This window comes from Micromonospora vinacea (genome assembly GCF_015751785.1).
GTDB lineage: Bacteria > Actinomycetota > Actinomycetes > Mycobacteriales > Micromonosporaceae > Micromonospora > Micromonospora vinacea.
Map to the genome: position 1 here is coordinate 5,727,510 of NZ_JADOTY010000001.1, position 20,875 is coordinate 5,748,384.

Here is a 20,875-nt window from a genome sequence, read left to right on the forward strand (position 1 = left end):
TTATTCGCCCTGAGATATACCGACAAAGCTAGTCTGGGCCGGTGCAGGGCGGACCGGAGAACGCGACGACGACCGACGAGCGCCACTCGTCCCGGGTGACGGTCGAGGTCAACGGCACGTCCCGCGAGGTGACCCTGGACAACCGCACCACCCTGCTCGACACACTGCGCGAACACCTCGACCTGACCGGGGCGAAGAAGGGCTGCGACCACGGCCAGTGCGGCTCCTGCACGGTGCTGCTGGACGGCCGCCGGGTGAAGAGCTGCCTGGTCTTCACGGTCACCGTGGACGGCCGGTCGGTGGTGACCGTCGAAGGGCTGGCCGGGCCGGACGGGCTGTCCCCGTTGCAGGCCGCCTTCGTCGCGCACGACGCGTTCCAGTGCGGCTACTGCACCCCCGGGCAGCTCTGCTCCGCCCGCGGCATGCTCGACGAGGTCTCCCGGGGATGGCCCAGCGCGGTTACCGACGACCTGAACACCCCCGCCGAGCTGACCGACGCGGAGATCCGCGAGCGGATGGCCGGCAACCTGTGCCGCTGCGCCGCGTACCCACACATCGTCGCGGCCGTGCGCGAGACGGCGTCCTCGTGAGGGCGTTCCGCTACCACCGGCCCGCCGACGTGGCCGAGGCGGTCGCCGTGCTGACGGCCGAACCGCACGCCGCCTACCTGGGCGGCGGAACCAACCTCGTCGACCTCATGAAGCTCGGGGTGCAGCGCCCCGACGTGCTGGTGGACGTGACCCGGCTCCCGCTCGACACCGTCGAGGAGATGCCCGACGGCGGCCTGCGGATCGGCGCGACAGTCCGCAACAGCGACCTCGCGGCCCACCCGGTGGTGCGCCGCGACTACCCGGTGCTGGCCCGGGCCCTGCTCGCCGCCGCCTCCGGACAGCTGCGCAACATGGCCACCACCGGCGGCAACCTGTTGCAGCGCACCCGCTGCGTCTACTTCCAGGACACCAGCAAGGCGTGCAACAAACGGAAGCCGGGCAGCGGCTGCGCCGCCCTGCACGGCCAGAACCGCGACCTGGCGGTGCTGGACTGGTCCGAGCAGTGCGTGGCCACCCACCCGTCCGACCTGGCCGTCGCGCTGGCCGCCCTGGACACGGTGGTGGAGGTGCACGAGACCGACGGCCCCCGCGACATCCCGATCGCCGAGCTCTACCGCTCCCCCGGCGCCCACCCGGAACGGGAGACCACACTGGCCCGGGGCGCGCTGATCACCGCCGTCCGGCTACCGCCGCTACCGGCCGCGCGCCGCTCGACGTACCTCAAGGTGCGCGACCGGGCCTCGTTCGCCTTCGCTGCCGGCTCGGTGGCCGCGGTGCTGGACCTCGACGGGGACGTGGTCCGCGACGTGCGGCTGGCGTACGGGGCGGTGGCGCACCGGCCGTGGCGGGCGTACCGGGCCGAGGAGGAGCTGCGCGGCCGTCCGTTCAGCCCCGAGGTGGCGGCCCGGGCCGCCGACGCGGAGCTGGCCGAGGCGCGCCCGCTACGGCACAACGGCTTCAAGCTGCCACTGACCCGGGCCATCACCGTACGGGCACTCACCGAACTGGCGTCGTCGTGACCACCGGGGCGGTCGGACGGGCGTACCCGCGGCTGGAGGGCCCGGCGAAGGTCACCGGCACGGCCCGGTACGCGGTGGAGTACCCGGTGGACGGGGTCACCTACGGCTGGGCGGTCCCGGCAGCGGTGGTGCGGGGCCGGATCACCCGGATCGACACGACGGACGCGCTGGCGTCGCCCGGTGTGCTGGCGGTGGTACACCACGGCAACGCGCCCCGGATGGCGCTCGGCCCGCAGCCGGAGCTGCGGCTGTTGCAGGAGCCGGCGGTGCACTACCGGGGGCAGTACGTCGCGGTGGTGGTGGCCACCAGCCTGGAGGCGGCCCGCGAGGGAGCCCGCCTGGTCCGGATCGACTACGACACCGGCCCGCACAGCACAGTGCTCACCGACGACCACCCCGGCCTGTACAAACCGGACCAGGTCAACCCCAGCTATCCGACGGACACCGCCGAGGGCGACTTCGACGCCGGGTACGCGGCCGCCCCGGTGCGGGTGGACGTCACCTACCGGACCCCGGCCTACCACAACAACCCGATGGAACCGCACGCCACCACCGCGCAGTGGCACAACGGACAGCTGCTGGTGCACGACTCCACCCAGGGCGCGACGCCGGTACGCGCCACCCTCGCCGAGCTGTTCGAGCTGCCGCCGGAGTCGATCCGGGTCGTCGCCGAGCACGTCGGCGGCGGCTTCGGCAGCAAGGGGTACGCCAAGGCCTCGGTGGTGCTGGCCGCCCTCGCCGCCCGGCACGTCGACCGCCCGGTCAAACTGGCCCTGACCCGTCAGCAACTGTTCGGGCCGGTCGGCTACCGCACCCCCACCATCCAGCGGGTCCGCCTCGCCGCCGACACCGACGGCCGGCTCACCGCCATCTGCCACGACGCGATCAGCCAGACCTCGACCATCCGGGAGTTCGCCGAGCAGACCGCCGTCTACACCCGCAGCATGTACGCCGCACCGCACCGCCGCACCACACACCGGCTGGTCCGCCTCGACGTACCCACGCCGTTCTGGATGCGCGCCCCCGGCGAGTGTCCCGGCGCGTACGCGCTGGAGTCCGCTGTGGACGAGCTGGCCATCGCCGTCGGCATCGACCCGGTGGAGCTGCGCATCCGCAACGACACCGCTGTCGACCCCGACCAGGGGCGCCCGTTCACCAGCCGCAACCTGGTGGCCTGCCTGCGCGAGGGCGCACAGCGCTTCGGCTGGGCCGGCCGTGATCCGTCGCCCCGGTCCCGGCGCGACGGACGCTGGCTGATCGGGACGGGGGTGGCCGGTTCGAGCTACCCGGCCCGGGCCCGGCCGTCCACGGCGACGGCCACCGCCCGACCCGACGGGAGTTTCCTGGTCCAGATCAACGCCACCGACATCGGCACCGGCGCCCGGACGGCGATCTGGCAGGTGGCCGCCGACGCCCTCGGGGTGCCGCCGGAGAAGGTGGAGATCCGGATCGGGGACAGCGCGCTGCCGGCGGCGGCGCTGGCCGGCGGCTCGATGGGGACCGCCAGCTGGAGCTGGGCGGTGATACGCGCCGCGCAGGCGCTGCGCGAGAAACTGCGCGACGGCGGGCCGCCGACCGGCGAGGTGACCGCCGAGGCGGACACCACCGAGGAGGTGGGCGGGCAGCCCGCGCTGCCCCGGTACGCGTACGGGGCGCACTTCGTCGAGGTACGGGTCGACGCGGACACCGGCGAGGTACGACTGAACCGGATGCTCGGCGTGTTCGCGGCCGGGCGGGTGGTGAACCCGACGACGGCGCGCAGCCAACTGATCGGCGGGATGACGATGGGGCTGTCGATGGCGCTGCACGAGGAGGGGCTGCTCGACGAGCGGTACGGCGACTGGGTCAACCACGACCTGGCCACGTACCACATCACCGGCTGCGCGGACGTGGAGTCCATCGAGGCGTACTGGCTGGACGAGCGCGACGACGAGCTGAACCCGGCCGGGGTGAAGGGCCTCGGCGAGATCGGCATCGTCGGCGCCGCTGCGGCGGTCGCCAACGCAGTGCACCACGCGACCGGCGTACGGATCCGGGAGCTGCCGATCCGGCTGGACAAGCTCATCGGAGTATCAGACTTGGCTTAAATAAGCCGATGGTGATACAACTGTCGACGTGCACGCCTTCGACGTGCTGGGCGATCCGGTCCGGCGCCGCATCCTGGAACTGCTCGCCGGTGGCGAGCAGACCGCCGGTGCGGTCAGCACCGTCATCCGCGAGGAGTTCGGCATCTCCCAGCCCGCCGTGTCCCAGCACCTCAAGGTGCTGCGCGACAACGGCTTCGCCACCGTGCGGCCGGAGGGCACCCGGCGGCTCTACGCGGTCGACCCACGCCCACTGCGCGAGGTCGACGGCTGGCTGGAGCACTTCCGCCGGTTCTGGACCCCACCCCTGGCGGCACTCGCCACCGAGCTGGCCCGGGGCCGACGCGAGCGTCGGCTGCGCGGGCCCGCCGACCCACCCGACGAGAGGAACACCTGATGTTCGACGCCACCGAGCAGATCAACGCCGTGCAGCGGAAGGTCGGCAGCCGCACCCTGGAGGCCGGCGAGGCGCGGGTCACCACGATCAGCCAGACCTACCAGGCGACGGTCGAGGATCTGTGGGACGCCTGCACCAGCGCCGAGCGCATCCCGCGCTGGTTCCTGCCGATCTCCGGCGACCTGCGGCTGGGCGGCACGTACCAGCTCCAGGGCAACGCCGGCGGCACCGTCGAGAGCTGCGAGCCGCCGCACCGCTTCACCGCCACCTGGGAGATGGGCGGCGAGGTGAGCTGGATCGAGGTACGCCTCACCCCGATCGACGACGAGCGGACCCGCTTCGACCTGGACCACATCGCCCACGTCGACCAGGACCGGTGGGCCCAGTTCGGGCCGGGCGCGGTCGGCGTCGGCTGGGACCTCGGGCTGCTCGGCCTCGCCTCCCACCTGGCCGGCGACGGCAGCGGGATCACCCCGGAGCAGGGCGCCGAGTGGACCGCCTCCGACGAGGGACGGCGGGCCATGGAGCTGAGCAGCCAGCTGTGGTGCGAGGCGAGCATCGCCGCCGGCACCGACGCCGACGAGGCGAAGGCCGCCGCCGAACGCACCACCGCCTTCTACACCGGCGCCCCGGCAGCCTGAGCGCCCGACGGCGCAGCGGGCCGACGGCGCAGCGGGCCCCGGGCAACGGCCAGCGCAGGGGCGGCGGCGCGGCGGTCTGAGTGAGCGTCGGAGTAACGTGCTGCGGCATGACCGGCACGCCGTACTCGCACTGCTCCTACTGCGGCGCCGCCTACCCGGCGGCCGCCGGATGGCCGCGGGTCTGCGCGGTCTGCGGCGAAACCATCTGGCGCAACCCGCTGCCGGTGGCGGTCGCGGTGCTGCCGGTCCGCACGGCCGAGGGCCTGGGTGTGGTGGTGGTCCGCCGGGACATCGAGCCGGCCCGCGGCCTGCTCGCGCTGCCCGGCGGCTTCATCGAGTACGGCGAGGAGTGGTCCGACGCGCTCGTCCGTGAGCTGCGGGAGGAGACCGGCCTGATCGCGGCGGCCGAGGACGCCCGCCTGTTCGCGGTGCACGGCGCACCCGCGGGCGGGACGATGATGGTCTTCGGAGTGCTGCCCGAGCGGGCGGCCGAGGACCTGCCACCGTCGGCGCCGACCGAGGAGGCGACCGAGTGGCTGGTGCTCACCGACCCGGTCGAGTTGGCCTTCTCCACCCACACCCGGGTACTCGCCGACTTCCTCACCCCCGCTCCCCCGTCTGACCTCACCGCCTGACCCCGCCGCCCGATTCACCGCCGGCCCAGCGGCGGAAGATCGTGCTCGATCCTTGTTGTAGTGGCATCAACGCTCGCCGAGGCCACTACTTCCTGGATCGAGCAGGATCTTGCAGGGCAGGGCAGAGCCGGGACCGCTCGGCTGTCAGCGGGGGCGGGTCTCGTCGGCGCCGGTCAGGTAGCCGCTGGCCTGGAGTTCGAACAGCTCCCGGTAGAGGCCGCCGGCCGCCATCAGCTCGTCGTGACTGCCCTGCTGGACGAGGCGGCCCCGCCCCATCACGAGGATCCGGTCCGCGTGCCGGACGTTGGCCAGCCGGTGGGTGATCAGGACGACCGCCCGGTCGGGGTGGCGGCGCAGGTGTTGGAACAGGGCGTGTTCGGCGCGGGCGTCCAGGGCGGCCGAGGGTTCGTCACAGATCAGCAGGGCGGCGTCGCGGTAGAGGCCCCGGGCGGCGACCAACCGCTGCCACTGCCCGCCGGACAATTCGTGGCCGTCCTTGAATTCGCGGTCCAGCAGGGTGTCGTAGCTGTGCGGCAAACCAATGATCATGTCGTGGGCGGCGGCCGCGCCGGCCGCTTCCTGAATCGTGGGGCCGGAGCGCCCCGGCGGACGGTCGTGCCGTCCGACGCGGATGTTCTGCCCAGCGGTGAACGGGAACTTCCAGTACTCCTGGGTCATCACCGCCACCTGACTGCCCAGGGCGTGTGGGTCCAGCTCGACGGCGTCGACGCCGTCCCAGCGGATCACCCCACCGGTGGGCCGGTACAGCCCGGCGATCAGCTTGGCCAGGGTGGTCTTTCCGGAGCCGTTCTCACCGACGAGTGCGATCACCTCTCCGCGCCGGATGGTCAGGCTGACCCGATCCACCGCCGGGGTGTCGGTGTCCGGGTAGCTCAGGCTCACCTCGTCCGCCTCGATCAGACGGACCGCGTCGGCCACCCGGTCGCCGCCGACCGGCACCCGGGCGTGGGCGCGGGCCAGGAAGTCCCGGTAGTCCTGGTAGTAGAGGGCGTCCTCGTAGAGCGAGTTGGTGGCGATGACCGCCACGCCGAGGCTGGTCCGCGCGGACTGCAGGGCGAGCAGGGCCGTCGCCGCGGCGGCGAGGGCGACCATCCCGCCCAGAAGGAGACCGCCGAGGACCGCGTACACGCCGAAGGTGGCCAGGCCCGCCACCGTCGCGCCGACCACCCGCGTGCCGGTCTGGGCCCTCACCAGCCGCAGCTGGGCGCGGGTCTCGACGGCCATGACGCCGCGGTACTCGGTCAGCAGGAAGTCGCGCATCTGGTACGCGCGCACCTCGGCGGCGGTGTGCCGGTTGGCCATCAGGTGGGCCAGCATCCACATCCGACGCTGCCTGGTGATCCGGGCCAGCATCGCCAGGTATTCGCGGCGGGCCATCCGTACCGCGGTGATCGCCTGGGGAATCGCGGCGAGTAGCAGGCAGGGCAGCAGCAACGGTTGGATGACTGTCACCGCGACGGCGGTGGCGAGCATGCCGACCACGCCGGTGACCAGGTTGACCGTGTGGTCGACGATGTACGCGGCCTCCGCCATCCCCCGGTCGCGGGCCCGGTCCATCTCCTCGGCGAAGCCGGCGTCGTCGAACGCGGCCAGTTCCACCGCTGTGGTGGCCTCGAACAGCCGCAGCTCCACCTGATAGTTGATCTGTGGGGTCAGTCGGGCCTGTGCCCAACCGGCCGCGATCGCCAGGCCGCCGCGTGCCGACACCGCCGCCGCCGCCACGACCAGCGCCGGCAGCGCCGCGCGTACCCGATCCGGGGTGGGGCCGGCGGCGAACAGCTCGCGCAGCACGCTGGTCGTGGCGAGCAGGCCGAACGTGGTCATCACCCCGGCGGCGACGTTCAGGCCGATGGAGGCAACCGTGTCCCGACGGTTGGTGGCCCAGGCCAGCCCGACCGCCTCGCGGACCAGCCGGGGCAGCCGTCGGGCCACTGCCCAGAAGCTGGTGTGGGCGAACTCCTGCGCGTGGTGTAACCACTCGCGCTCCTCCAGCTCCGGCAGCATCGTGCCGGCCTGCGGCTCGCCCGGCTGGTCGTCGTCCTCAGCGGCGGCGCGCTGGCGGGCCATCGACTCCACTGACCCTCCTCGGGACGGGGATCACGAACGCCGCCCGAGACTACTGCCCGCGACCGCCCACTGTCTCTAGGTAGTCGGCGCGTCGTGAGGCCCGTCCGGTGGCCCCTCGGTGATCGGCAGCAGGACCCGGAAGGTGGTGCGGCCGGGCTCGGTCTCCACCCGGATGTCGCCGTGGTGTTTGTGCACCACGATCCGGTACGAGATGTCCAGCCCCAGTCCGGTGCCCGCGCCGACCGGCTTCGTGGTGAAGAACGGCTCGAAGATGCGCGGACGCACCTCCGGCGGGATGCCCGGCCCGGTGTCGGTGATCTCCACCGTCAACTGGTCGCCGACCCGTCCGGTGCGGACGGTCAGCACACCCTTCTCCCCCATCGCGCCCAACGCGTTGTCGATCAGGTTGGTCCACACCTGGTTCAGCTCGGCCGCGTACGCCGGGACCGGTGGGAGGCCCCTGTCGTACTCGCGGACCAGCTTGACCTCGGCGGGAATCTTGCCCTTGAACATCACCAGCGTGGCGTCGAGCAGGTCGTGCACGTCCACCACCCGGTGCGGCGCGCGATCCAGCTGCGAGTACTGCTTGGCGGCGTCCACGAGCCCGGAGATCCGGGTGACCGCGTCGCCGATCTCGCGCATCAACAGCTCGGTGTCGACGGTGTAGGTGAGCCAGCGCACCGCCGCCTCCAGGTCCGCGGCCCCGACCGCGGCCTTCACCTGCGCCAACCAGGCTGCGTCGAGCCCACCGCCGACCAGGATCGGCGCCAGGTCCCAGGCCCCGCCGACCCCGTGCTCCTCCAGCCAGTCGGTGAGGGTGTCCTCGGCGTCGGCGGTGGCCATCGGAGTCAACTTCGGCGCGGTGGCCACCCGGGCCACCGCCTCCTCCTGCAACGCGACCAGGCCATGGAGGGCGCTCCCGTCGAGCCGCCCATCGGCGATCATCGCCAGCTTGTGCCGCATCCCGGCGACCCGGTCCCGCAGCACCGACGTGGCCCGCACCGCCGCCGCGGCCGGGTTGTTCAGCTCGTGGGTCAACCCCGCCGACAGCGAACCGAGGGCCAACAGCCGCTCCCGCTCGCCCACGATGGCCTGGCTGTTCCGCAGGCCGAGGAACAGCCCCTCCAACAGATGCATGGGCATCGGGAACCAGGACCGCAGGGCATACGCGAAGTCCTCCGCCGGCAGCACGAAGAAGTCCGAGTCGACCACCGCCCGCATGCTGTTGCGGTAGATCTGGTCGACCTGGTCACCCAGGTACGCCTGGACGGCACCGCCGTACACCCCGCGCTGATCGGTCCGGCTGACCTCGACATCGTCACCGCGCACCTGGCGACTCAGCGCCACCGCGCCGCGCAGCAGCACGAAGAAGCAGGTCCCGGGCTCCCCCTCGGCGTACACCAGGGTGCCGCCCGCACGTTGCTCGACCCGGCCCCGCTCGGCCAGCCACTCGAGTTGCCCCTCGTCGAGGGACTCGAACAGAAACAGGGTGCGCAACTCCGCAGGTGTCAGCCGATCAGACTCGATGCTCACTGGGTCTCCTTACTTCGCGACTGCGGGGGCTCGCAGGACCGGCTCACTGGGCCTCCAGGTAGCGGTGCACGAGCGAGACGGCCATCGCGCCCTCGCCGACGGCCGAGGCGACCCGCTTGACCGACTCGGCCCGTACGTCCCCGGCGGCGAACACGCCCGGAACGCTGGTCTCCAGGTGGTACGGGTCGCGCGACAGCGACCAACCGGCCGGCCGCCGACCCCCGGCGAGCAGATCCGGACCGGTCACGATGAACCCACGCCCGTCGCGGACCAACACCCCGTCCAGCCAGTCGGTGCGGGGCTCCGCGCCGATGAAGATGAACAGCCAGGAGGTGTCGACCGAGCGGGCCTCCCCGGTGCGGGTGTCGCAGAGGGTGAGCCGTTCCAGGTGACCGTCCCCGGCCCCGCCGACCACTGCGGTGTGCGGGTGCACGGTGATCCGGTCGATCCGTTCCAGCTGGTCGATCAGGTAACGCGACATCGAGGCGGTCAGGTCCGCACCACGGATGAGCAGGTGCACCCTCGACGCGTACCGGGAGAAGTGGACCGCCGCCTGGCCGGCGGAGTTGGCCCCGCCGACGATGTAGACGTCCTGCTCGACGCAGCTCGGCGCCTCGGTGGCGGCGGCGCCGTAGAACACGCCCCGGCCGGTGAAGTCGGCCAGGCCCGGGGCGTCGAGCACCCGGTACGACACACCGGTGGCCAGCACCACTGTGTGCGCGGCGATCTCGGTCCCGTCGCCGAAGCGCAGCAGCCGGGCGCCACCGGCCTCGCTGAGACCGACCACCTCCCGGGCGCTGAGCAGCTCCGCGCCGAACTTGACCGCCTGCCGCCGGGCCCGATCGGTCAACTGCGCGCCGGAGACACCGTCCGGGAAGCCCAGGTAGTTCTCGATCCGGCTGCTCTGCCCGGCCTGACCGCCGGTCGCCCGTCGCTCCACGAGCACGGTGCGCAGCCCTTCCGACGCGCCGTACACGGCGGAGCCGAGACCGGCGGGGCCACCACCGATCACCACCAGGTCGTAGAAGTCGCACGCCGGCACCACTGTCAACCCGGCCAGCGCGGCCAGCTCGGCCTCGCTCGGGGCCACCAACGCCTTGCCCTCGGGCGTCACCACCAGCGGCACGTCCGCCTCGGTGGCCCCGGCCGCGTCGAGCAGCCGGACGCCCTCCGGGTCGTCGGACAACAGCCAGCGGTACGGCACCAGGTTGCGGGCCAGGAAGTCGCGGACCTTGAACGACGGCGCCGACCAGCGGTGCCCGACGACCCGGATCTCCGCGCTGGCCGCGTCCGGGGTGACCGCCCACGCCTCCAGCAGCCCATCGACCACCGGGTACAGCTTCTCCTCCGGCGGATGCCAGGGCTTGAGCAGGTAGTGGTCCAGGTCGACCACGTTGATGGCCTCGATCGCGGCGTCGGTGTCCGCGTACGCGGTGAGCAGCACGCGACGGGCGGCCGGGAAGATGTCCATGGCCGCTTCCAGGAACTCGACGCCGGTCATCTCCGGCATCCGGTGGTCGGCCAGCAGCAGCGCCACCTGTTCGCCGCGCAGTTTGACCTCGCGCAGCGCGTCCAACGCCTCCGGCCCAGAGGACGCCCGCAACACCCGGTAGCGGTCGCCGTAGCGGCGCCGGATGTCCCGGGCCACCGCCCGGGACACCACGGGGTCGTCGTCGACGGTCAGGATCACCGGGTTCGCCATGGCGCCATGAAATCACCTGTCGAGGGTCGACCGCACCATCGCGGGACCCGGCTCACGGTTGACCGCCTCGGGGATGGGTAAGCCGGGGAGCCGCGCGGGTGGCCGGACATCGACGACCCGCCCGGTTGCCGCGCACACCTCGGGGGGCCCATGGCGGACGCGACACCGACCGCACCGACGCCGTCGAGCGGAATCGTCGAGTTGCGGGTGCACGGTGTCTCCGGCGCGGGGGCGGACCAGGTGCTGGACCGGCCGTACGTGTACCAGGTCGCCGGGGACCGCAGCGGAGGGTTCTACCGACCGCGCCCCGGCTATCCGGACTCCACCGGGACGGACGGGGTGACGCTGGAGGCGTACCGGTGGAGTGACCTGCCGTCCGGCACGGCCGTCCGGACGCTGTCGCTGGTCTTCCTGCTGCCGTTCATGCTCTGCAACGTGGCGTTCTGGATGCGCCCGGCGAACCGTGCCGCGAAGCACACCATCCTGGCGCTGTGCCGGGTACTGGCCCTCACTCTCACCGCGCTCTACGTGCTCTCCATCGTCGGGGTGGCGCTGGACCTGATCGCGTGGCGCTGCATGGACACCCCGTCGTGCCTGGCCGGCCGGAGCTGGCTGTCCTGGCTCGGCGGGCGCCCGACCGGGCTGCGTCTGGGTGTGCTGGCGCTCGTGCCCGTCGCCGCCATCGGGCTCCTCTGGTGGTTGGGCGCTCGCCCGGGCCACTCGTTCGACGCGTTCCGAACGCCGTCGGCGCCGACGTCGAAGCACCAGTTGAGCGCCGTCGGCCAGTGGGACGGCGAGCCGCTGGTGGGCCGGTTGCGCTCGGTCCACGTCGCGGCGGCGTTCGCCACGCTGAGCGCCAGCCTGCTGGCCGCGCGAGCCAGCCAGCACCGCTCGTGGGTGATGGTGATCCTGCTGACGGCCACCGGAGCGGTGCTGCTGAGCTGCCTGGCCCTGGTCACCGTGGTGCCGAGCATCGACCGCACCGACCCGTCGCCTCGGGTGGACGGCGTCTTCCGTGGGCTGCGCACCATCGCCTGCGGCCTGACGATGCTGGTGATCGTGCACGTCGTCATCAGCCCGGCGCCGTGGCCGCAGGGCGGTGCGCTGCCCGGTTACGGCGCGATCGTGGCCTGGCTGTTCGTCAGCCAGACCGTGCTGGTGGCCGTGCTCGCCGCGCTGGTGATCTGGCGGCGGGGTGGCGGGCAGCGCAGGTCACCGATGCGCGCGCTGGGAGTGCCGGTCTTCATGACGATCTCGGCCGGGCTCGCCGTGGCGTTCTCCGCCGAGCTGGTCTACCGGGTGGCGGACCTGCTCGATCGCGGCGGCACGACCGCGGACGGCCTGGAGACCAGCCCTCCCCTGGCGTACAAGTGGGCGATCTTCGGGTTTTTCCTGGCGGTGGTGACCGCCCTGCTGGTGGCCGGCCTGGTCACCAGGATGACCCGGCGCGGGCGGCGACGGGCCGCGCGGGCGATCGTGGCCGCCGACTTTCCGGACGCCCCGCCGCAGGCGGCGGACCGGCTGCGGCGGGTCGAGCAGGCGGTGGCCCGGGCCCGCTTCACCGAACGGTTGGAACCGCTCTCCGTGGTGTACGCCTGCCTGGCGGCGCTCGGCCTGGCCACCAGCCTGCTCGGCCTGCTCCAGCTCCTACCGGGCGACGTGGCGCAGCGCTACCTCGGAGTGCCGGAAGGCATGGTCAACTTTCTGATCGGCTCGGGTAGCTACGCGATCGCCGCGATCCTGCTCGGCCTCGTGGTGGGCGGCATCTTCGCGTACCGGACGGCGCAGTTCCGTCGGTACGTGGGGGTGCTCTGGGATCTGGGAACCTTCTGGCCCCGGGCGGCGCACCCGTTCGCGCCGCCCTGCTACGCCGAGCGGGCCGTGCCGGAGTTGGCCAAGCGGATCACCTACCTGGTGGAGCAGGGGCAGGGGGTGCTGCTGGCCGGGCACAGCCACGGCTCGGTGCTGCTGGCCGCCACGGTCCTGCAACTGCCCACCCGGATCACCGAGCGGGTCGCCCTGCTGACCTACGGGTCACCGCTGGGCCGGCTGTACTCCCGGCTGTTTCCGGCGTACGCCGACGAGCCGGCGCTGCGCGAGATCGGCGAACGGATCGGCTGGCGCTGGATCAACCTGTGGCGCGACACCGACCCGATCGGCGGATGGATCTTCGCCTCGCACCGACCCGGGGAGGCCGAGACGCTGACCGGGCCGGCCGCGACGGTGGACCGGCGGTTGACCGACCCGCAGGACGTGGTGCCAGCGCCCAGCGACAGCGTTCCCCCACCGATCCTGGGACACTGGCCGTGTGAGTCGCAGGAGGCGTTCGCGGACGCGGTACGGGACCTGACCGCGCGACTACGCCCGGCGCGCGGCTGAGCCGGCCGCTACGACCGCCCCGGCGGCCCGATATCGTCGCCTGGTGACCCCGTCCAAGCCGCCCGCACGCCGGTTGATCGCCTCCAACAAGAAGGCCCGGCACGAGTACACGGTGCTGCGCACATACGAGGCGGGCATCGTGCTGGTCGGCACCGAGGTGAAGTCGCTGCGCGAGGGGCGGGCCTCGCTGGTGGACGCGTTCGCGCACGAACGCGACGGCGAGATCGTGCTGTACGGCCTGCACATCGCCGAGTACACCTACGGCACGTGGACCAACCACGCACCGCGCCGCAACCGCAAGCTGCTGCTGCACCGCGCCGAGATCGACCGGATCCTGGACAAGGTCCGCGAGGGTGGGGTGACCCTGGTCCCGCTGTCGATGTACTTCGAGAACGGCTACGCCAAGGTCGAGTTGGCTCTCGCCAAGGGCAAGCGCTCCTACGACAAGCGGCAGACGCTGGCCGAGCGCGACGCCAACCGGGAGATCGCCCGCGAGCTGGGCCGACACCTCAAGGGCCACCCCCGCAGGCCCTGACCTCCTTCTGATCGCGGTTCTTTCACGCGGCACGCCCTGCGGGTCGTTGACGTCCCTGCGATGACGTGGTCTGCTCAGTCGACACCGTTAATGAAAACGGTAATCATTAGCCGACGCGGAGGAGAACCATGTCGCTCACTGTCCCGCCCGCCCTGCTCGACGCCGCCGAACGCGGCCCCATCGACGACGAGGCGTTCATCGCCTGCGTCCGTGACTCACTCCCGTACGCCTGGGCCACGGTGAGCCGGGTGGTCGCCGAGCTGGAGGCCGGCGACGACGACCTGGCCGACAACGTCGTCCCGCCGCCCACCGACGCCGACCGGGGGCAACTGCTCCGGGCCCTGGCCAGCGACGCGATCCGCGCCGGCCTGGAACGGCACTTCGGCGTACGCCTGGCGTTCCAGAACTGCCACCGCGTCGCCGCGTTCCGCCCGTCGGCCGTCGACGGGGAGCGCTACCGCCGCTTCGTGTCGACCCGCGGCCAACTGCTCAACCAGTCCCCCGAACTCCGCAACTGCTGATCCACGGCGGGCGGGCTCCCGCGAGCCCGCCCGCCCCACATCCCCACACCCGGCTCGCCCCGAACCCCACGCCCTGCCCGACCACGCCTTTGCCCCACGACGCCTGGCACCCCCGCATCCCGCGCCCCGCGCCCCGCGCCAAGATCTACGCAACTTCCCGGATGTTGCTGCCTCCGACGCCCAATGAGACAGCAACATCCCTGATATTGCGCGGATCTTGAAAGCGGCCATCGCGTCCGACCGGCCGGGAGCGAGTTTGGGGCACCCCCGGCCCACGGCCCACGGCCCACGGCCCACGGCCCACGCCAAGATCGTGCTCGAACCAGGATGTAGCGGCCTCATCGATACACCGACACCACTACTTCCTGGTTCGAGCACGATCTTGCGGACCGCCTGAGGGGCTCGCCGGCTTCCTGAGACAGAACCGGGAGACGCAACTGCCGGCCTTGACGCCCGTTTGTCTGCGCGGCTGCCGCCGATCCCGACCTTCCGCCATGGCAAATGCGGGCGTTAAGGTGAGCGGGTGACGACGTACCGGATCGGGGAGGCGGCCGACCTGCTCGGCGTCAGCGCCGACACCATTCGCCGCTGGGTGGACGCCGGGCGCCTGACGGCCGGGCGCGACGAGCACGGCCACCGGGTCGTCGACGGCGTCGACCTGGCGGCGTTCGCCCGCGCTCAGGCCGCCGACCCGGACGCGGGCGCCGAGCTCTCCTCGGCCCGCAACCGGTTGCGCGGCATCGTCGTCGACGTTCGTAAGGACACGGTGATGGCCCAGGTCGACATCCAGGCGGGCCCGTTCCGGGTCGTATCGCTGATGAGCCGGGAGGCCGTCGACGACCTCGACCTGCGGGTCGGGTCGGTCGCCGTCGCGGTGATCAAGTCGACCACGGTCGTGGTGGAGCGGGCCGCACCCGCCCCGGCGCGGGGACGGTCGGCCGGATGAACACGGGAACGGGCGCGCGGACGAACACGGGCACGACCGGGCGGGCGAACCCGGGAATGGGCGCGCGGACGAACACGGGGACGACCGGGCGGACGAACACGGGAACGGCCGCGCGGACGAACGCACGGACGGCCGGGCGGATGAACGCTCGGAGCAGGCGTACGGCGGTGGCTGTCCTGGTGGCGGCCGGCCTGGCGGTGGCCGGCTGCGGCGCGGTCGACGACCGGACGGCCGGTGGCAGCGGCGACGGCCGGGTGACCGGCACGGTGACCGTGTTCGCGGCCGCCTCGTTGACCGAGTCGTTCACCCGCATCGGGAAGGACTTCGAGGCCGCCAACCCGGGCAGTCGCGTGACCCTCAACGTCGCCGGCAGTTCCGCCCTGGCCAACCAGATCACCCAGGGCGCGCCGGCGGACGTGTTCGCCTCGGCCGCCCCGGCGAACATGACCACTGTCGTCGAGGCGGGTGACGCCGACGGCACGCCGAGCGTCTTCGCCCGCAACCAGCTGGTGATCGCGGTGCCCCGGGGCAACCCGAAGGCAGTGGCCGGCCTGGCCGACCTGACCAGCCCGGGTGTGAAGGTGGCGCTCTGCGCCGCTCAGGTGCCCTGCGGCGCGGCGGCCCGCACCGCTCTGGACGCGGCCGGCGTCGCGCTGACGCCTGTCACCCTGGAGCGGGACGTCAAGGGCGCGCTCGCCAAGGTGAAGCTCGGCGAGGTCGACGCGGCACTGGTCTACCGCACGGACACGCGGGCGGCGAGCGCCGACGTGACCGGCGTGGAGTTCCCCGAGTCGGCGCGGGCGGTAAACGACTACCCGATCGTCGCGTTGAAGGGTGGGCCGAATCCGAACGGCGCACGGGCCTTCGTCGCGTACGTCCGCTCGGCGCCGGGGCAGGCGGTCCTCGCCGAGGCGGGGTTCCAGGTTCCGTGACGCAGGTCCGCGACCACGACGCACCCCGGGGGCGCCCGGCCACCCGCCGACGGCGGGGGCGGGTGCCGGCCGCGCTGCTGATCCCCGCCGGGCTGGGGTTGCTGTTCCTCGTCCTGCCGTTGGCGGGGCTGTTGATCCGGGCACCGTGGACGACGCTGCCGGAGCGGCTCACCGAGCCGGGCGCGTTGACCGCCCTGCGGTTGTCGGTGCAGACCGCCACCCTGGCCACCGCGCTCTGCCTGCTGCTCGGGGTGCCGCTCGCCTGGCTGCTGGCCCGGGTCGAGTTTCCGGGCCGTCGACTGGTACGCGCATTGGTCACCGTGCCGCTGGTGCTGCCGCCGGTGGTCGGTGGGGTGGCGCTGTTGCTGGTCTTCGGCCGGCGTGGCCTGCTCGGTGGCTGGCTCGACACCACGTTCGGCGTCACCCTGCCCTTCACGACCACGGGTGTCGTGCTGGCCGAGTCGTTCGTCGCCATGCCGTTCCTGGTCATCGCCGTGGAGGGTGCGCTACGTGCCGCCGACCACCGCTACGAGGAGGCCGCGGCGACGTTGGGCGCCAGCCGGTGGACCACCTTCACCCATGTCACGCTGCCGTTGGTGGCACCCGGTCTGGCCGCCGGGGCGGTGCTCTGCTGGGCGCGGGCGCTCGGCGAGTTCGGTGCCACCATCACCTTCGCCGGCAACTATCCCGGACGGACGCAGACCATGCCGCTCGCCGTCTACCTGGCGTTGGAGACGGACCTGGAGTCCGCGATCGTGCTCAGCCTGGTGCTGCTCGTGGTGTCGGTGGGCATCCTGGTCGCGTTGCGGGATCGCTGGATGACCACCGCATGAGCGACCCGCTTCTCGACGCGCGGCTCGTCGTCGACCGGGGCACCTTCCGGCTCGACGTGCCGTTGCGGGTCGCGCCGGGCGAGGTGGTGGCGCTGCTCGGCCCGAACGGCGCCGGCAAGACCACAGCGCTGCGGGCGCTGGCCGGGTTGCATCCCCTCACCGACGGGCACGTCACCCTCGACGGCGTCGACCTGGACCGCCCGGCGACCGGCGGCTGGGTGCCCACCGAACGCCGGTCGATCGGCGTGGTCTTCCAGGACTACCTGCTCTTTCCGCACCTCAGCGCGTTGGACAACGTGGCTTTCGGGCCGCGCCGGCACGGCGTCGGGCGGCGGGCCGCCCGCGCCACGGCGCGGGAGTGGCTGGGTCGGGTGGGGCTCGACGCGCAGGCGCAGCGCCGACCCCGGCAGCTCTCCGGCGGTCAGGCGCAGCGGGTGGCGCTGGCCCGCGCGCTGGCCGTGGCACCGTCGCTGCTGCTGTTGGACGAGCCGCTCGCCGCACTGGACGCCCGCACCCGGTTGGACACCCGCGCGGAGCTGCACCGGCACCTGTCCGCGCACGCGGGTGCGACGGTGCTGGTCACTCACGACCCGCTCGACGCGCTGGCGTTGGCCGACCGTCTGGTCATCGTGGAGGGTGGCCGGGTGGTGCAGGAGGGCGACGGGCCGAGCGTCACCGCCCGCCCACGCACCGACTACGTCGCCCGGCTGGTGGGGTTGAATCTGTACCGGGGTCGCGCCGACGGTCACGGGGTGCGGGTTTCGCCGGAGCTGACCCTCACTGTCGCCGACCGGTTGGACGGCGAGGCGTTCGTGGCGTTCCGCCCGGCCGCGGTGGCGCTGCATCCGGCCCGGCCGGAGGGCAGCCCGCGCAACACCTGGGTGGGCACAGTCGCTGGCGTCCAGCGCCACGGTGACAACGTGCGGGTGCAACTGGACGGGCCGATCGGGGTGGCCGCTGACGTCACGCCGGCCGCCGCCGCCCAGCTGCGGCTCATCCCCGGGCAGCGGGTCTGGGCGGCGGTCAAGGCGACCGAGACCCACGCGTACCCGGCCAACGGCTGACCCGCACGAACGCCGCCGACCCGCACGCATGCCGGCCCGCACAGACGCCGACCCGCATGCATGCCGGCCCGCGCAGACGCCGACCCGCACGGACGCCGGCCCGCAGCGGCGCGCAGGCTCGCGCGGACACCGAGCGGCTCGCCGCGCCAACGCGGACCCCGGCAGCCGGCACGACACCGCCACACAGGCACCGCCACCACACAGGCAGCGCGGCATCCGCCTCAGCCGGTGCGGCCAGGCGGCGCGGGCGCGGACGCGGGTCAGCCGGCGAGCAGGTCGGCGTGTGCGGCGCGCAGACGGGCCAGCGTCGGGTCGCTGCCCGGGACGACCCGGCGATCCAGCTCGGCCCACGCCTCGGCCAATGCCGCGCGGACCGCGCCCAGCTCGGCGGCGTGTCGCTGGCTGCTTCGTCGGTGCTGCTCTTCCAGGCGGCGGGCCCAGCCGGCAGTGACCGTGGCGAGCCGGTCGGCGTCGGCGCGGGCCTGCGCGCCGCTGCGGGCGGCTGCGGCGGGGACGATCGCGGCGACCGGGCGGGGATCGCCGTCGCGGGTGACGACGGTGACCGCGTCGGTCAGCTCGGCCAGCGCGACGAGCTGGCTGAACCGGGTGCGCGCCTCACGCAGCGGCACGGAACGCGGCGGGTCGGTATGAGGGGTGAGCGCGGGGACGGCCATGGATGCATGGTGCCGCGCGGGTATGACAACTATTCGCTGTCGTCAGTGGACGGTGCGTGCGCGCCGGGCCACTCGTCGGCCAGCACCGACCAGACCTCAAGATCGATCCGACCGTGCGGACCGGGGCTGACCTGGCGGAGCGTGCCGTCCAGGCGCAGGCCGAGCCGGTTGGCGAGGGCCTTGCTGCGGGTGTTGTCGGCGTTGGTGCGCCACTCCACCCGCTGGATGCCGCGCTCGCGCACCGCCCAGTCGACGATCCGTCGCACCGCCGGGGCGACCATGCCCTTGCCCTGCGCGGCCGGTTCCACCCAGCAGCCGACCTCGCAGACGCCCCGGGTCACGTCGAACGACACGAACATGACCCCGCCGACGAGGGTGCCCCGCCACCACAGCCCCCAGATGCCGCCGCTGTCTTTGGCCCAGAGGTCGGCGTAGCGCCGCAACACGGCACGGGCCGACGGCAGGTCGGTGGCGACGAAGGACGGTGACACCCAGGGCTGGATGTGCTCGCGGGCCCGATCGAGGTGGGTGAGGAACTCCTCGGCCCGCCACGGCTCCAGCGGGCGCAGCTCGACGTCCTCGGTCAGCGGCAGGGCGAACACCGGGGCCTCCACTCAGTGCGCTTCGTCGCTAGCAGGCTCGCACAGACACGTTGGTCGAGGCACGCCGCCCTCACGCTCACGCCGGCAGGTGGGTCTGCAGCGCGGCGTCCGACGCCCCACACCCCGTACGGCAGTCGACTCCGGCTGCCGCTGGCCCAGAAGACCACCGGCTGCCCGGGGCGCATCAACAGCGCCCGGTAGCCGGGGCGTACGCATCAGCTCGGGACCAGTGGCTCACGGTTGAACCGGGCGGCGAGGTCGACCAGGTCCGCGTTGCCCTTGATCAGCCAGGCGCCCAGGTCGTCGAGGCGTACCCGTGGCTCGGTCATCTCCTCCATGTTGCCCGGCCGACGGCAGGCCCAATCAGATGATCATGTGGGTCCAGTAGCTGAGCCAGAGTACGAACAACACGCCCTGCACCAGGGCGAGCGTCGCGGTCAGCCACACGTCGACGCTGGCGTGGCGGGCCCAGCGGGCCAGCACCAGCGCCACCGGGAAGGCGGCGAGCAGGTAGCGCAGCAGGCTCTTGTACACCGGCGGGCCCATCGACAGCGGCACCAGCACCATGAGGACGCCGTACACCAGATAAGCCAGCTCCCGGCGGCGGAACCCCGCGACCAGCACGGCCAGGACGGCCACGGCGAACCACATCCGGGCGGCGTCGCGCGGCTCACCGGTCAACCCGTTCAGCAGCACCGGTACGGGGTTCTGCACCTTGATGCCCCACCCGGTCTGTTGGGCGTGCTGATAGGCGAACCAGTCCCCACCCCGCCACCGGCAGTACGCCATGAAGGTGAACCACCCGGCGGGGAGCAGCAGCAGCGGCCAGCCGATCCGGAGGTAGCCGAGCAGGGCGCGCGGCCCGAGCCGCCAGTCGTGCTGCCGGAGGAGCACCAGGGCCAGCGGCAGCACCACGAGCAGGCCGACGGACCGGCTCATGGCCAGGAAGTAGCCGATCACACCGACCAGCAGCCACCGGTGTCGCTCGGCGTAGTAGAAGGCGGCCAGCGCGAGGCAGACGAAGAGCGACTCGGTCAGCGCGGCCTGGAACAGGAACGCGGTCGGCAGCAGCACCAGGTACCTGGTGAACCGGCGGGCCGCGTGCGCGTCACCGAGCAGCAACTCGGCCAGCCGGTGGCCGTACCAGAGCGCCAGCAGGAACGCGACGTTGCTGATCAGTAGCAGGGCCAGGGCGTTGTCGCCGCCGAGCAGCGCGCCGACCGGCCGGGCCAGGAACGGGTACAGCAGGGGGAAGCCGAAGTCTCGCCAGGGCTCGGTCAGGGGCAGGGTGCTCAGCCGCAGGTAGAGCAGCGAGTCCCAGGCGAACCAGAAGGAGATCCACCGGTGTCCGGAGATCTCCCGCTGTTGCGCCCACATCAACGCCTCGTCCGCCGGCGGGGCCCCGGGGACGCCGTCCCAGGCGTGCAGGACCAGAAGCCCGAGCACTGTGAGCAGCAGCTTCGCGCCGAGGAACAGGCCGATGACGTACGGCCAGGGTGCCGGCACCCGACGGGCCAGGCGCGCTCCGCCGCGGCCGGCCGCGACCGCCCGGGCGGCCAGCGCCGCCGCGCCGCTCCGCCACCGGTCCATCCGCCCCGCTTCCCCGCTTCCCCGGTCCGCGGGCCGCGCGGGGGTCGCTCTTCTCGTGGTACGCCGCCACGCCCACGCCGAAGCGAGGACCAGCTATCGCCAAGTGTGACATTCTGCCCATAACGGGTGGACGCCGCACCTCAATCATG

The 20,875-nt window shown here is 72.8% G+C and carries 19 protein-coding genes; 13 read left to right on the top strand and 6 right to left on the bottom strand.

Translation table 11 applies throughout. The features are described from left to right. Positions 1–95 precede the first annotated feature (95 nt). From IW249_RS26960 to IW249_RS26985, 6 genes are all read left to right on the top strand, one after another. On the top strand, positions 96–590 hold the full coding sequence (locus IW249_RS26960; RefSeq protein WP_196924977.1) for a 2Fe-2S iron-sulfur cluster-binding protein: 495 nt from the start codon (positions 96–98) through the stop codon (positions 588–590). Further along, complete coding sequence (locus IW249_RS26965; protein ID WP_196923314.1) at positions 587–1,570, top strand: FAD binding domain-containing protein; 984 nt, start codon at positions 587–589, stop codon at positions 1,568–1,570. Before IW249_RS26960 ends, IW249_RS26965 begins: the two co-directional genes overlap by 4 nt. Next, positions 1,567–3,657, top strand: a complete 2,091-nt coding sequence (locus IW249_RS26970; RefSeq protein WP_196923315.1) for a xanthine dehydrogenase family protein molybdopterin-binding subunit — start codon at positions 1,567–1,569, stop codon at positions 3,655–3,657. The genes IW249_RS26965 and IW249_RS26970 overlap by 4 nt, the downstream gene beginning before the upstream one ends. 28 nt (positions 3,658–3,685) lie before the next feature. Further along, on the top strand, positions 3,686–4,051 hold the full coding sequence (locus IW249_RS26975; RefSeq protein ID WP_196923316.1) for an ArsR/SmtB family transcription factor: 366 nt from the start codon (positions 3,686–3,688) through the stop codon (positions 4,049–4,051). Further along, positions 4,051–4,692 (top strand): SRPBCC family protein, encoded by a 642-nt coding sequence (locus tag IW249_RS26980; protein ID WP_196923317.1) that lies wholly within the window; start codon positions 4,051–4,053, stop codon positions 4,690–4,692. Before IW249_RS26975 ends, IW249_RS26980 begins: the two co-directional genes overlap by 1 nt. Positions 4,693–4,799: 107 nt before the next feature. Continuing rightward, a complete protein-coding gene (locus tag IW249_RS26985; protein WP_196923318.1) occupies positions 4,800–5,327 on the top strand; it encodes an NUDIX domain-containing protein in 528 nt (175 codons plus the stop codon). A gap of 144 nt (positions 5,328–5,471) precedes the next feature. On the opposite strand, the gene IW249_RS26990 is transcribed toward IW249_RS26985, so the two are convergent. From IW249_RS26990 to IW249_RS27000, 3 genes are all read right to left on the bottom strand, one after another. After that, positions 5,472–7,415 (bottom strand): ABC transporter ATP-binding protein, encoded by a 1,944-nt coding sequence (locus IW249_RS26990; RefSeq protein WP_196924978.1) that lies wholly within the window; start codon positions 7,413–7,415, stop codon positions 5,472–5,474. A 75-nt stretch (positions 7,416–7,490) separates the two neighbouring features. Beyond that, positions 7,491–8,948, bottom strand: coding sequence for an ATP-binding protein (locus IW249_RS26995; RefSeq protein ID WP_196923319.1), 1,458 nt, complete (start codon positions 8,946–8,948; stop codon positions 7,491–7,493). A gap of 43 nt (positions 8,949–8,991) precedes the next feature. Continuing rightward, positions 8,992–10,650: an NAD(P)/FAD-dependent oxidoreductase gene (locus tag IW249_RS27000; RefSeq protein ID WP_196923320.1), complete on the bottom strand. Its 1,659-nt coding sequence runs from the start codon at positions 10,648–10,650 to the stop codon at positions 8,992–8,994. A 150-nt stretch (positions 10,651–10,800) separates the two neighbouring features. Between IW249_RS27000 and IW249_RS27005 the strand changes: the two genes are divergently transcribed. The 7 genes from IW249_RS27005 to IW249_RS27035 all read left to right on the top strand — a co-directional run bounded on the left by IW249_RS27005 (position 10,801) and on the right by IW249_RS27035 (position 17,860). Beyond that, positions 10,801–13,029, top strand: a complete 2,229-nt coding sequence (locus tag IW249_RS27005) for a hypothetical protein (protein ID WP_196923321.1) — start codon at positions 10,801–10,803, stop codon at positions 13,027–13,029. Between the two features lie 43 nt (positions 13,030–13,072). Further along, a complete protein-coding gene (gene smpB, locus IW249_RS27010) occupies positions 13,073–13,564 on the top strand; it encodes an SsrA-binding protein SmpB (RefSeq protein ID WP_124822617.1) in 492 nt (163 codons plus the stop codon). Positions 13,565–13,692: 128 nt separating this feature from the next. Next, positions 13,693–14,085 carry an SCO5389 family protein gene (locus IW249_RS27015; RefSeq protein WP_179783419.1) on the top strand — a complete coding sequence of 131 codons (393 nt, stop codon included), beginning with the start codon at positions 13,693–13,695 and terminating at the stop codon, positions 14,083–14,085. 523 nt (positions 14,086–14,608) lie between these two features. Next, positions 14,609–15,031, top strand: coding sequence for a TOBE domain-containing protein (locus tag IW249_RS27020; RefSeq protein WP_196923322.1), 423 nt, complete (start codon positions 14,609–14,611; stop codon positions 15,029–15,031). Between the two features lie 140 nt (positions 15,032–15,171). Further along, positions 15,172–15,963, top strand: a complete 792-nt coding sequence (gene modA, locus IW249_RS27025) for a molybdate ABC transporter substrate-binding protein (protein ID WP_196923323.1) — start codon at positions 15,172–15,174, stop codon at positions 15,961–15,963. Beyond that, positions 15,960–16,796 (top strand): ABC transporter permease, encoded by an 837-nt coding sequence (locus tag IW249_RS27030; protein WP_196923324.1) that lies wholly within the window; start codon positions 15,960–15,962, stop codon positions 16,794–16,796. Before modA ends, IW249_RS27030 begins: the two co-directional genes overlap by 4 nt. Then, positions 16,793–17,860: an ABC transporter ATP-binding protein gene (locus IW249_RS27035; RefSeq protein WP_196923325.1), complete on the top strand. Its 1,068-nt coding sequence runs from the start codon at positions 16,793–16,795 to the stop codon at positions 17,858–17,860. Before IW249_RS27030 ends, IW249_RS27035 begins: the two co-directional genes overlap by 4 nt. A gap of 260 nt (positions 17,861–18,120) precedes the next feature. On the opposite strand, the gene IW249_RS27040 is transcribed toward IW249_RS27035, so the two are convergent. From IW249_RS27040 to IW249_RS27055, 3 genes are all read right to left on the bottom strand, one after another. After that, on the bottom strand, positions 18,121–18,534 hold the full coding sequence (locus tag IW249_RS27040) for a type II toxin-antitoxin system Phd/YefM family antitoxin (RefSeq protein ID WP_196923326.1): 414 nt from the start codon (positions 18,532–18,534) through the stop codon (positions 18,121–18,123). Between the two features lie 29 nt (positions 18,535–18,563). Continuing rightward, positions 18,564–19,136: a GNAT family N-acetyltransferase gene (locus IW249_RS27045; RefSeq protein ID WP_196923327.1), complete on the bottom strand. Its 573-nt coding sequence runs from the start codon at positions 19,134–19,136 to the stop codon at positions 18,564–18,566. Between the two features lie 363 nt (positions 19,137–19,499). Beyond that, positions 19,500–20,726 (bottom strand): hypothetical protein, encoded by a 1,227-nt coding sequence (locus IW249_RS27055; protein WP_196923328.1) that lies wholly within the window; start codon positions 20,724–20,726, stop codon positions 19,500–19,502. Positions 20,727–20,875: the final 149 nt, after the last annotated feature.

What these genes read in the sequence shown, in the direction of transcription:
- IW249_RS26980 (WP_196923317.1), top strand. Translation starts at nt 4,051, where the DNA reads ATGTTCGACGCCACCGAGCAGATCAACGCCGTGCAGCGGAAGGTCGGC.
- IW249_RS26985 (WP_196923318.1), top strand. Translation starts at nt 4,800, where the DNA reads ATGACCGGCACGCCGTACTCGCACTGCTCCTACTGCGGCGCCGCCTAC.
- IW249_RS26990 (WP_196924978.1), bottom strand. Translation starts at nt 7,415, where the DNA reads ATGGCCCGCCAGCGCGCCGCCGCTGAGGACGACGACCAGCCGGGCGAG.
- IW249_RS27000 (WP_196923320.1), bottom strand. Translation starts at nt 10,650, where the DNA reads ATGGCGAACCCGGTGATCCTGACCGTCGACGACGACCCCGTGGTGTCC.
- IW249_RS27005 (WP_196923321.1), top strand. Translation starts at nt 10,801, where the DNA reads ATGGCGGACGCGACACCGACCGCACCGACGCCGTCGAGCGGAATCGTC.
- IW249_RS27015 (WP_179783419.1), top strand. Translation starts at nt 13,693, where the DNA reads ATGTCGCTCACTGTCCCGCCCGCCCTGCTCGACGCCGCCGAACGCGGC.
- modA (WP_196923323.1), top strand. Translation starts at nt 15,172, where the DNA reads ATGAACGCTCGGAGCAGGCGTACGGCGGTGGCTGTCCTGGTGGCGGCC.
- IW249_RS27035 (WP_196923325.1), top strand. Translation starts at nt 16,793, where the DNA reads ATGAGCGACCCGCTTCTCGACGCGCGGCTCGTCGTCGACCGGGGCACC.
- IW249_RS27040 (WP_196923326.1), bottom strand. Translation starts at nt 18,534, where the DNA reads ATGGCCGTCCCCGCGCTCACCCCTCATACCGACCCGCCGCGTTCCGTG.
- IW249_RS27055 (WP_196923328.1), bottom strand. Translation starts at nt 20,726, where the DNA reads ATGGACCGGTGGCGGAGCGGCGCGGCGGCGCTGGCCGCCCGGGCGGTC.